Here is a 9807-nt window from a genome sequence, read left to right as displayed (position 1 = left end):
TCATCCAAATCAATAATGATCTGGCATCTGCATCGAATTGTTTTGGATGTTTTGTTTTTTCGGATGACAGATTTTAAGATTTTTAATTCGTTATCCGTAAGTTCGATTTTATACTTTTTTGGTCTTGCCATATAAATCACCGCCGTTTCTTTTATTTTATCATAAAACGGCAAAAATAGCCAGAAGTATTTTGTTAAATATCAATATGTCAATACACTAGTGACATCTATTCAAACAATTCTCCCAAACCAAGCAGTAATGCTCCATCTTCTTCAGCATGACGTATGACTGAGGCTTCATACCCTGATTTGCTTATAAAATACATATATTTTTCTTTTATGTCAGGGAAGGCAAGCATTGCATTTTTTAAATCTTCATACTCTTTATGTGGCATTGGGGAATTTGTAAATTTACATTCCACAAAAATTCCTTTTTTACCCGTCTTATCTATCATAAGTATATCAACATCATCCTGTGCCTTAATGTGCAGATTATTGCCCCACCATTTTCCTATCATAAATGGTACAAATGGCAATCTGCCTTTTTTGGCCTTTTTAACAAAATACTCCGTACATATTCCCTCAAACGCATCTCCCATATAATCAGAGATTCCTTCCATTATCTCCTTTGAAGCCGCATCAGCCCCCAACATTTCATAATACACATTGTTAGTAAACTCATATCTAAACCAAAACCTGAAAAAGTTATCTGTAAGCTTGTATATTCCTTTACGGCTACCCTCTCCTTCACCACAAGGAACTTTTTTCTCCACAAGTCGCATTGTCTGCAATACTAATAGATATTTTGATACTTTATTCCTTTCTTCATGCAGATAATCGGATATCTCCAGAACCTTATTTCTCCCATTTGCAATTGCACCGAGAATGCTATTGTATACGTTAGGATCTCTAAGTTCTGCCCTAAGGAGATTTAATGGTTCTTCATTTAAATAAGCTCCTTTTTTTATGATATTTTTTGCAATGTTTTCTTCGATTGACAAATAGTCATCAAAAGCTTCCAGATATCTTGGAACTCCTCCAAGAATACCATATGCAATGAGTTTCTGTTCATAAGAATACTTAGGGTAAAACAGGCTACTCTCATAATAATCAAACGGAAGCACTTCAAGGCTTGATGTCTGCCTGTTGTGCAGAGGGCTCTTGTTTCCCATAATATCTGACTCCATAAAGCTTACAGAAGAACCGCAAAGTATCAAAAATATGTTTTTGTTATTCTTCCAAAAATGATCAATCACATGTTGCAATATTGATTTAATAGTAGGATTTTCTTCTGCTATAAATGGAAATTCATCAATTATTATTAGAGTTCTCACAGTTACCTTTTTGTCAATGTACTCAAATGCAGCCCTCCACCCCTCAAAGGAAGCAATAAAGGTTCCATCAAGTTTTAGCTGTACCATTTTGGAAAAATCCTGCAGGTTTAGTACATCATTTTTCTCCTGTGCAGGAAAAAAAACAGCATTTTTATCTTTTGCAAATTCCTGCAACAATGTTGTCTTTCCAATTCTCCTTCTGCCATACATAACAAGATACTCAAATTTATTACTTTCATACAAAGAATTAAGCATTTCTAACTCATTCCCACGCCCTATCATATAATTACCCCTTGTTTTCTTTAACTACTTATGGGTAGTCTACCTATGGGTAGTCTATCAATATTTTAGGCAAAAGTCAAATAAGTATTTCAATCCGGTATTCTTTTTCTCCTGACTCAGCATAGAGATTGAACTTATCAAAAGAATCCTCTTTCAATTATTGTATTTATAAATATAATTGTCACATTATTCTTATGGAAGAGTGGCATTTTTATCTATTACCTCTCGCCATTTCTTAGACTCTTCTGTTTCTATAATTGATGAAAAAATATCTTTATATGTATTTTCATAACCATCATTCTGACTACGTACTACCTCCCAATAGTTGCTATACAGCTTATTTACAGCTTCTTCATCAATTATAAGTTTCATAGCCTCTTTTCTTTCCTTATCATCCCATAAAACGGAGTAATTAAACTGTTTTACTTCCGGAAAGAATGATACTATTTGATAACTGATGGAGTGCTCACCCATAATGAAACATTATATTTCTTTGATATAAATTTTAATTCCAAGTCCATAAAGAATAATATCCATTCATATTACAAAAAACTTCACTCTTAGTACCGGTTAAATGATTGTAGAATACATACATACTTCCAAGTCGTTCTTCCTCTATCACATCATAACCACTATCTTTCATATATTTTATAAATACATCAGCAGATGGCTTGGCTAGTACAATCTTGGGGTCTTTATTTAATTCTATAATTTCCACATCACTAAATTTAATCTTAATCAACCCCTCAATTACAATAATAGGATTCCAAATTTGGAATTTTATTATACTCACTAATATTAATATAACAACAGGTGCAATTATAATTGGAAATCTCCTAGTTAACTTCTTTAGCATAATATTCCTCCATCCGTGCACTAATTCTTAGTACTGCAGCCCCTTACTTCATTATATTGTGGTTTAATCTTTCTTTTCAATTACAGAAAAAGTGGTTATGGTAATACCTGCAATTCCAATTATAAGAGAAACTACTTCCATTCTCGTAGAGCACAATTGAAACAAAATAGCAAAAAGTAGAACGCTTATTCCTAATAGACTTTTTTTCATGTTTCACCTACCTTATTTAACTAAATCAATCAAAACTATTGCTTCATATGTATTACGGTAGTTTACAACATCATCATTGGAATCACCTCCTTTAAATAGACCACTATTATCCTGTGATCGTTTTAAAGTAACTTTTATATTATGGGTCAGTTCTCAGACTATAAGTAACATCTTCAAAACTTGTTTTCTGATCCTTTTTGAGTACTATTTTTTGCTTCAACCGAAAATTCATCGGAGCTTAAGACTTTCTCTTCTTCCCTAAGCTTTTTGAGGTATTCTTTGTTTCTCTTTACATCTTCAATGTGCAGGCCTAATGCTATACACAAAAAAATTAAACCAAATATAAGAGACCATGTATTAATCCAAAAGAATCCTCTTTCGATTATTGTATTTATAAATATTATTATCAAAAGACAGCCCTGTATAATATAATAAATTATTGAGTCAGGGAGTCTTATACGTTTCAAAAATATACTCATTTTCATATAGTACCACTCCTATCTATTCAAAAATTTCTTATTTTCACAAAGTTAATTCCCACATCACTAAATTAAATCTTAATCAACCCTAAGAGTATTTTCTTTCAATCGGTGTTTTATATTTTTTGAGTCTGTATCCTTAAATGCAATCAACTTATTAAAATATATATTACGCTCTTTTAACCTTTTATTATTTTTCATAGTACTCTCACCCCACCCTATGATAGAAGTATACCCTAAACTTTTATTATTTCTAAGTTTAGGGTATTGATAACTTAAACTTTTATTATTTCTAAGTTTAGGGTATTAATTACTTTTTTACAGGCATCAAGACACTGTGAAACAAAATTAGCAAAATCCGAGATCCAATCAGGATAGTTTTTATTATTTAACTTTGATTCCATATCTATGGGCTCTGTCATTGTATTACCCGTTCCCATATCTTCAATATATAAAGCAGCTCCTATTTTCATCTCTTCCGATAACTCATTCCAACTCTTCTTTAAGATTTCTATATTCTTTTCAGTTGTATTTACCGTTGCGACATAGTCCGGATTAAGGTGTTCATTTATATAAATAGCAATGCTCTCGTACCCATCCGGTTCATTATTATTACACTTTCTGTCTAATTCTGCTTCTTCCTCTTCTGTATAATAAACCATCATTTCCATTTTACATAACACATTGTCTGTAGCTCTTTCTATAAGTTCTTCTTCAGACATATCTACATACATCTCTTTGTACAGCTTATATACATCTAAAAAATCAGATGAAAATTCACTTATTTTCTCCTTATCCAGGCTTGGATCGGAAGCCAGAGCTGTCTCCATAAATTTATCAACCTTATTTTGCAGTTCTAATCGCCCATCTTCTAATTGATTATCAGCATTCTTGTCTACAGTAATATTACCGGGTTTTGCAAATACATCTATGGGGAACATTATTATAGCTGCTGATACTATTAACCCTAAGCATACACCGAACATTTTATTTTTTAACATTCATTTTCCTCACTTTCAATCATAATTTTGTACTACAATTTCTCTTAAGAAATATAACACTCCTCGCTAACTACTTTTTATCAAGTTATCTCTGTTATGCACCTTTAAATTGCTATGCGTGAAAATGCAGCTCCTGTTTAACTTCTTAAAATCACAATATATCAGTGAACATAATCCGTAACCACAGTATCAAAATCATATGATAAATCTTTTTTCTTAAACCATAAATCAGGTACACCGCCTACCATCGACACTCTGACCCAAGCATCTTTTCGCTCTTCAATATCACAAGAAGCACTTACCGCTCCTTGTTCTTTCCCATTAACAGCATCATATCCTACTGCCTCATGAACTACTGCCTGATTTGCATTGTCCACAAAAGAAGATGGTTCAAAATTGAGCTTACTTTTTTCAACGCTTCCCCGAGTACGCGGAATATCACCGGATACTTTAGTAACTCTGCAAATCTCATCTTTCTCATCTATCACTACAACTATATCATTTTTCTTAAGAGAACAATCAACATCTTCATCCATATCCAGACGAACTGTATCTCCATCTGCATTTGTCGTTATCACATAAGGCTGTTTTAAGTTAACATCCTCTGTTAACATAGCGATTTTACCGTTAAACTCTTTGAATTCGGGTTTCTCTTGATTTGCCTGTGAACTCTCATGTGAGCTTAGATGTGAACTCTGATTAATTATGTCCTTCGAGGAAGTCTGTTCTGTATTCTCAGTTTTTGCACAAGCAGTCATGATAACTAACGCTAATACGATTAGACTTAAAATTTTTTTCATACTTAATCACTCCTTTCACATTTTAACTTAAGCAAGTAATCCCTCTTACTTGTCTGTAAATGATTCTGATGTCTCATAAAGCTCCACTCACTTAATATATAGAATATTTTTAATTTATATTATAATATTTATAAAAATAGTCAAAATTATGGTAACATTCTTACAAAATGCTTGTGGCTAATATATTTACCGATTATATATACTGTATCCCATTTCTTTGCATAAACTCAGATCATTAACTTAAATTTCTATTTTCCTAAAATAATAAATAAATATATATACTGTACTATTATCCCATCTTAGTGTATAATTTATTATATATTGATAATATGCTGTGTTTACCTATACTAAAGTACGCTTTTTATATAGGTGGCAAAAGTATACTATCTTATTCGCAACACACATTTATTATATGACCGTGTAATGTGAATAATATTAATTTTTTTGTTACGAGGAGGATTTATAATGGAAGAAAACAACAATCAGAATGAATTGCAGCAGCCAAGTGGGGCAAATCAGTCAAATGCCGGCGGAAACCAAAATAATAACGGTAATGACAATTTTAATCAGGCGTATGAGAAAATAGCTGAAGCTGCCAAGGATGGGGGAAAAACATTTTTCTCAAATATTTTGAATTTTGATGTTATGATTTCCACAAAGCTTATTAAGTTGCTTTATTTCTTAGCTCTTATAGGTGTTGTGATATCAGCTATTACAACTATGCTTTCACGCAACCCTTTTACAGGAACAAGTAACTTTGTTTGGGGACTTCTCATCCTTATATTCGGACCTATAGGTGTGAGAGTTTGGGCAGAGCTTATGGTAGTAATCTTTAATATCAATGACAATCTTGCCAAGATAAAGGATTACTTTTATAATAAAAAATAATTTTAAGGAGAGTGCTGTTTGAGAAAGTACAACACAAAGGAGATTGTAGGCTAACCGGGAGGTTTGTTTATAATCACAAGCCTCCCGCCAAAGTGCAGTTGAAGTCAACAATTTTCAGGAGGAAAAAATAAATAATGAATAAAAATGACTATATCATTCGTTTAGAGGAAAACAAAGACTACAGAGAAGTTGAGAACCTTATCAGGGAATCATTCTGGAACATTTACCGCCCCGGCTGTGGTGAGCATTATCTAATCCATGTACTTAGAGATGATCCTGCCTTTGTAAAGGAACTGGATTTTGTTATGGAAAAAGATGGCATTATCATAGGTCAAAATATGTTTATGAAAACCATAATCAAAGCTGATGACGGTAAGACAACAGAAGTCCTTACAATGGGACCTATTTGTATAGCACCCGGGCTTAAACGCAAGGGCTATGGTAAAATCTTACTGGATTATTCCTTGGAAATGGCCGCAAAACTTGGTTTTGGAGCTGTACTTTTTGAGGGCAATATCGATTTCTACGGTAAAAGCGGATTCGATTACGCAAAAAAGTTTGGAATAAGCTATAATGACCTGCCGGCCGATGCAGATACTTCTTTCTTTCTCTGCAAGGAACTTATTCCCGGATATCTTGATAATGTAACCGGTGCCTACCTTACACCACAGGGGTACGAGGTAGATGAAGCTGATATTGAAGAATTTGATAAAGGCTTTCCACCTAAAGAAAAATTAAAATTACCGGGACAGATATTCTAAATGAAATGGGGCTCCTCACTGTTTTAGTATGGTGGGGAGCTTTTTTAATTTTAACAACATCTAATACAGTAGCCTGAATAAACATAGGAAATGATTATAACCCTATGATTTGGCTCAAAGATAATTATAACTTTATTGTTAAACAGCATTAATAATGATATAGTATCAATAGATATATAATCAGATAAATTTTATACAACTTTATGATGGCAGTTTCGAATGATAAATTCTAAGCGAGCGCATTAGGCGAAGCGAAGCGGATGCCGGAGCGAAATGTTATCATTCGAAGCGTCAACTTAGTTTGAAAATCTAGGGTAACGACTTATAATTTACTAAGGAGGCAGTTTATGACAAAAGAAGAACGCGCTAAGAAATGGTTTTGTAATATACCTGATGCTGAATCCATAAGCTTAGAAACCAAAATGAATATATGTGATAAAGCAGCAAAAAGAATGATTATTATATTTTTCCTATTACTTGCTGCAGAATGTATTTTGTTGTTTATATTAAGTGATGGTAAAATTTTTGATCTCTTAGCAGATTTTCTTAATAGTATTTCAGACGGCAGTCCTACAAGAAATCATTACATAGTTATGGCACTTGCAGGAGGAATTGCCTGCCTACACATTATAGCCTTACCCCTAATTGTTGTTCTTATATACAAAAATAAATGTCTGCAAGCTGAAGCGGCTAAAGCTATAGACATAATGAAAAATACCGATACAGGAGGACAGAATATGACAAACTTTACTCAGAATAGTACGGAAGACTTTCTCCATTTTGACAATTTAAATTTTAAACTGGCTATTGTTCAAACATTGATGTATGACTTAAACCTTTTAGAGCCATCTTTTGACATTTATGATTTTGCCGACCAATACAAAGATGAAGAAATCGATACAGAAAGTTACACCATAATTGAGCCTGCACTCAACTATTTTAGAAACCTGCCAATTCCAAAAAAATTTGCACCGCAGGTAGAAACAATTTATATGGATGGCGGTAATGAGGTGTATATGAATATCATCCCTCAGTGGGATGGAGAAGATGGCTGCTTTGACTTAAATGAAGTAACTTTGACGGAACTGAGGCAATTTCCAAATCTTAAAAATGCAACTATTTTGAGCAGCAATTTTGACAAAATAAAAGAAACTTTTGATGCTGCTAATATTGAGGTAGAATTACTCTAACAGAGAATTCTCATGCTGCGTATTATTTTAAATAAATAGGGCTGTCTCACCAAGAAAAGATATATAAAACCCAAATTATTCACTTCATAGGTCACAGACCTCTTCTTCCGCACAGTCCGGTAGGATGAACTGTTTTCGTTCTGCAACTGTGGGGTGATATTACCAAACATCTGTAAAATATCGTGATTATGCCCTGTGGTTTGATTACGATATTTTACAAGATGTTTTGTGAATAATTCAGGCAAAATAAATTCTTTTACAACCAAAAGTTAAGGTATTTATCCTCTATATCCATCCGGATTCATAGACTGCCATCTCCAAGAGTCAGCACACATTCTCTCTATTCCGTACTCTGCCTTAAATCCCAGCTCCCTTTCAGCCTTAGAGCTGTCTGCATAACAAACAGGCACATCTCCGTCTCTTCTTGGCTTTATCTCATAAGCAAGCTCTTTGCCGCAAGCCTTCTCGAAAGCATGGAAAACTTCAAGTACGGAAATGCCGTTGCCGGTACCAAGGTTATATATTCTTACCGCAGGTTCTTCCTCAAACTTTTTAAGAGCAAGTACATGTCCCCTTGCAAGGTCTACTACATGGATATAATCTCTTAAGCAGGTTCCGTCCGCAGTATCATAATCATCTCCGAATATACCGAGCTTTGGAAGTTTTCCCACCGCTACCTGAGCTATATATGGCACAAGGTTATTAGGTATTCCCTTAGGATCCTCACCTATGAGTCCGCTTTCATGCGCTCCGATAGGATTGAAATATCTTAAAAGTATTACGCTGAAATCTTTGTCCGCAACGTGAAAATCCTTAAACATTTCTTCCTGCATCATCTTTGTTGCCCCATAAGGCGATGAAGCTGCTCCATGTGGCATATCCTCAGTAAGAGGGAGTTTCTCAGGCTCTCCGTATACAGTTGCGGAAGATGAAAATATAATATTCTTTACTCCGTGCTTTTTCATTGCCTCTACAAGTAAAAGTGTTCCCGTAAGGTTGTTATAATAATATTCAAGAGGCTTATGTACTGATTCTCCCACTGCTTTATAACCTGCAAAATGAATAACCGCATCTATCTTATTTTCTGCAAATATCTTATCCATGGCAGCACTGTCAAGCATGTCTGCCTCATAGAACTTGATGCTCTTTCCTGTAATCTTTTCTACTCTTTTGATGGACTCCATACTTGAGTTGTAGAAATTGTCAAAAACCACTACCTCATGTCCTGCATTAAGCAGCTCCACACAGGTATGGCTTCCGATATAACCTGCACCACCTGTAACCAATACTCTCATATTTCCCTCCTGTACTAAGATTACAGCATTTCTACCGCAATCTGATAATATTTCAGAAATTTGAGCAGATCTTCATCCCACAAATTTCCAAGTTCCTTACTTATTAGAAAATCTGTAACTGATACTCCCGTAACTATATTTACTTCATTATTTTCAAATTTAAGGTTAAAAAATAATCCATAATCTTTTTCTGCTGCGTCATTTACTCCAAGTTTAGCGGCTACCTTCTCTGTATTGGTTTCCGAAAGTCTGAACACCGCCTTCATAGTTAGCGGTATCCTGTCTCCCTTTACCAATAGAGAAACCTTATTACGAAGTTCTTTCCAGCTAAGATACCTTCCCGGGCTTTCACTGTCCTCATACCAGGCTTCATTTCTGACTCCGTCTATTGTAACTTTTGCAAAACTGCTTATCTCAAAAGATACAAGCAGAAAATTATCAAATACTTCTCCAATAAGAAGTTTATTCATAAAATTCTTAACATCTACAATCTTAAATGCTACCATTCATAACCCCGAGCTAAAAACAAACACAGCCCTTTCCTAAAATTAATATTCATAAAAACTGCTTAAATACAATTAAAATCTTACTAATCTATATTTTATCACTACAAGAACTTTATGTAAAGGTAGAAATATTGCTGACACATTGGTAGAAAGGAAGCCATACAGAACTTTCCTTAAGCCCCGTATGACTTCCCATAAACCTAAAT

General features: G+C 34.0%; 11 protein-coding genes. 3 read left to right on the top strand and 8 right to left on the bottom strand.

Translation table 11 applies throughout. From position 1 onward, the window contains the following. Positions 1–226 precede the first annotated feature (226 nt). The 6 genes from GCWU000282_RS15330 to GCWU000282_RS15305 all read right to left on the bottom strand — a co-directional run bounded on the left by GCWU000282_RS15330 (position 227) and on the right by GCWU000282_RS15305 (position 4961). The gene (locus GCWU000282_RS15330) at positions 227–1615 is read right to left on the bottom strand and encodes an ATP-binding protein (protein WP_023356110.1); all 1389 of its coding nucleotides are present in this window, start codon (positions 1613–1615) and stop codon (positions 227–229) included. A 192-nt stretch (positions 1616–1807) separates the two neighbouring features. Next, on the bottom strand, positions 1808–1987 hold the full coding sequence (locus GCWU000282_RS16745) for a hypothetical protein (RefSeq protein ID WP_156913167.1): 180 nt from the start codon (positions 1985–1987) through the stop codon (positions 1808–1810). A gap of 133 nt (positions 1988–2120) precedes the next feature. After that, positions 2121–2471 (bottom strand): hypothetical protein, encoded by a 351-nt coding sequence (locus tag GCWU000282_RS15320; RefSeq protein ID WP_023356108.1) that lies wholly within the window; start codon positions 2469–2471, stop codon positions 2121–2123. A 383-nt stretch (positions 2472–2854) separates the two neighbouring features. Then, the gene (locus GCWU000282_RS15315) at positions 2855–3166 is read right to left on the bottom strand and encodes a hypothetical protein (protein ID WP_023356106.1); all 312 of its coding nucleotides are present in this window, start codon (positions 3164–3166) and stop codon (positions 2855–2857) included. 269 nt (positions 3167–3435) lie between these two features. Next, complete coding sequence (locus GCWU000282_RS15310) at positions 3436–4161, bottom strand: hypothetical protein (protein ID WP_023356104.1); 726 nt, start codon at positions 4159–4161, stop codon at positions 3436–3438. Between the two features lie 161 nt (positions 4162–4322). After that, the gene (locus GCWU000282_RS15305) at positions 4323–4961 is read right to left on the bottom strand and encodes a hypothetical protein (protein ID WP_023356103.1); all 639 of its coding nucleotides are present in this window, start codon (positions 4959–4961) and stop codon (positions 4323–4325) included. A 465-nt stretch (positions 4962–5426) separates the two neighbouring features. On the opposite strand from GCWU000282_RS15305, the gene GCWU000282_RS16125 reads away from it, so the two are divergent. The 3 genes from GCWU000282_RS16125 (at position 5427) to GCWU000282_RS16740 (ending at position 7800) form a co-directional block, all read left to right on the top strand. Next, entirely contained in the window at positions 5427–5849 is a 423-nt protein-coding gene (locus GCWU000282_RS16125; RefSeq protein ID WP_023356102.1) for a DUF4282 domain-containing protein, read from the top strand. A 134-nt stretch (positions 5850–5983) separates the two neighbouring features. Further along, positions 5984–6610, top strand: a complete 627-nt coding sequence (locus GCWU000282_RS15295) for a GNAT family N-acetyltransferase (protein WP_023356101.1) — start codon at positions 5984–5986, stop codon at positions 6608–6610. Positions 6611–6957: 347 nt separating this feature from the next. Next, positions 6958–7800: a DUF6892 domain-containing protein gene (locus GCWU000282_RS16740; protein WP_023356100.1), complete on the top strand. Its 843-nt coding sequence runs from the start codon at positions 6958–6960 to the stop codon at positions 7798–7800. 278 nt (positions 7801–8078) lie between these two features. Here GCWU000282_RS16740 and galE read toward each other — a convergent pair whose 3' ends face one another. Both galE and GCWU000282_RS15280 read right to left on the bottom strand, forming a co-directional pair. Then, positions 8079–9095, bottom strand: coding sequence for a UDP-glucose 4-epimerase GalE (gene galE / locus GCWU000282_RS15285; protein ID WP_023356098.1), 1017 nt, complete (start codon positions 9093–9095; stop codon positions 8079–8081). A 20-nt stretch (positions 9096–9115) separates the two neighbouring features. Beyond that, positions 9116–9601, bottom strand: a complete 486-nt coding sequence (locus GCWU000282_RS15280; RefSeq protein ID WP_023356097.1) for a DUF5721 family protein — start codon at positions 9599–9601, stop codon at positions 9116–9118. Positions 9602–9807: the final 206 nt, after the last annotated feature.

The organism is Catonella morbi ATCC 51271 (genome assembly GCF_000160035.2).
Taxonomy (GTDB): domain Bacteria; phylum Bacillota; class Clostridia; order Lachnospirales; family Lachnospiraceae; genus Catonella; species Catonella morbi.
The sequence above is the reverse complement of the archived record's forward strand: the minus strand, read 5'-3'. Positions and strand labels throughout refer to the sequence as shown.

Excerpts from the sequence above, each read along its gene's own strand:
- GCWU000282_RS15305 (WP_023356103.1), bottom strand. The coding sequence starts at position 4,961 with ATGAAAAAAATTTTAAGTCTAATCGTATTAGCGTTAGTTATCATGACT.
- GCWU000282_RS15295 (WP_023356101.1), top strand. The coding sequence starts at position 5,984 with ATGAATAAAAATGACTATATCATTCGTTTAGAGGAAAACAAAGACTAC.
- GCWU000282_RS15280 (WP_023356097.1), bottom strand. The coding sequence starts at position 9,601 with ATGGTAGCATTTAAGATTGTAGATGTTAAGAATTTTATGAATAAACTT.
- GCWU000282_RS15315 (WP_023356106.1), bottom strand. The coding sequence starts at position 3,166 with ATGAAAATGAGTATATTTTTGAAACGTATAAGACTCCCTGACTCAATA.
- GCWU000282_RS15330 (WP_023356110.1), bottom strand. The coding sequence starts at position 1,615 with ATGATAGGGCGTGGGAATGAGTTAGAAATGCTTAATTCTTTGTATGAA.
- GCWU000282_RS16745 (WP_156913167.1), bottom strand. The coding sequence starts at position 1,987 with ATGAAACTTATAATTGATGAAGAAGCTGTAAATAAGCTGTATAGCAAC.
- GCWU000282_RS16740 (WP_023356100.1), top strand. The coding sequence starts at position 6,958 with ATGACAAAAGAAGAACGCGCTAAGAAATGGTTTTGTAATATACCTGAT.
- GCWU000282_RS15320 (WP_023356108.1), bottom strand. The coding sequence starts at position 2,471 with ATGCTAAAGAAGTTAACTAGGAGATTTCCAATTATAATTGCACCTGTT.
- GCWU000282_RS15310 (WP_023356104.1), bottom strand. The coding sequence starts at position 4,161 with ATGTTAAAAAATAAAATGTTCGGTGTATGCTTAGGGTTAATAGTATCA.
- GCWU000282_RS16125 (WP_023356102.1), top strand. The coding sequence starts at position 5,427 with ATGGAAGAAAACAACAATCAGAATGAATTGCAGCAGCCAAGTGGGGCA.
- galE (WP_023356098.1), bottom strand. The coding sequence starts at position 9,095 with ATGAGAGTATTGGTTACAGGTGGTGCAGGTTATATCGGAAGCCATACC.